The following is an 828-nucleotide window of genomic DNA, read 5'->3' on the forward strand; positions in this document are numbered from 1 at the left end:
TACAGATTTTTGACCGCTGCCCTGGCGGCGACGGCTGCACTGCAATTTGCCGGCCAGGCGGCCGCGACGGACCTGGAAGTCACCCATTGGTGGACTTCAGGCGGCGAGGCCGCGGCGGTTGCGGAACTTGCCAAGGCATTCGATGCGACCGGCAACCACTGGGTGGACGGCGCCATTGCCGGCTCCGGCGGCACGGCGCGGCCGATCATGATCAGCCGCATCACCGGTGGCGATCCGATGGGCGCCACGCAGTTCAACCACGGCCGGCAGGCGGAAGAGTTGGTGCAGGCCGGCCTGATGCGCGACCTCACCGACGTCGCCACCAAGGGCAAGTGGACTGATGTCGTGCGGCCGAAGAGCCTGCTCGACGGCTGCACCATCGACGGCAAGATCTATTGCGTGCCCGTCAACATCCATTCCTGGCAGTGGCTGTGGCTGTCCAACGAAGCCTTCGCGAAGGCCGGCGTGCCGTTGCCGAAGGACTGGAATGAATTCGTGGCGGCAGCGCCGGCACTGGAGAAGGCCGGCATCATCCCGCTCGCCGTCGGCGGGCAAGCCTGGCAATCCTCCGGTGCCTTCGACGTGCTGCTTGCGGCTGTGGGCGGCACGGACACGTTCCTCAAGGTCTACAAGGACAAGGATGCCAAGTTCGCCGCCGGGCCCGAAGTCGCCAAGGTCTTCAAGGCCGCGGACGATGCCCGCAAGATGGCGAAGGACACCAATGTGCAGGACTGGAACCAGGCGACCAACCTGGTCATCACCGGCAAGGCGGGTGGCCAGATCATGGGCGACTGGGCACAGGGCGAGTTCCCGGTTGCCGGCAAGACC

The 828-nt window shown here is 66.1% G+C and carries 1 protein-coding gene; it reads left to right on the forward strand.

The window, feature by feature from the left end; translation table 11 throughout:
* Positions 1 to 9: 9 nt before the first annotated feature.
* The coding region (locus EN969_RS33430; protein WP_164758769.1) for an ABC transporter substrate-binding protein at positions 10 to 828 on the forward strand (819 nt) is incomplete at its 3' end.

Source organism: Mesorhizobium sp. M7A.F.Ca.CA.003.01.2.1, from assembly GCF_003998945.1.
Taxonomy (GTDB): domain Bacteria; phylum Pseudomonadota; class Alphaproteobacteria; order Rhizobiales; family Rhizobiaceae; genus Mesorhizobium; species Mesorhizobium ciceri.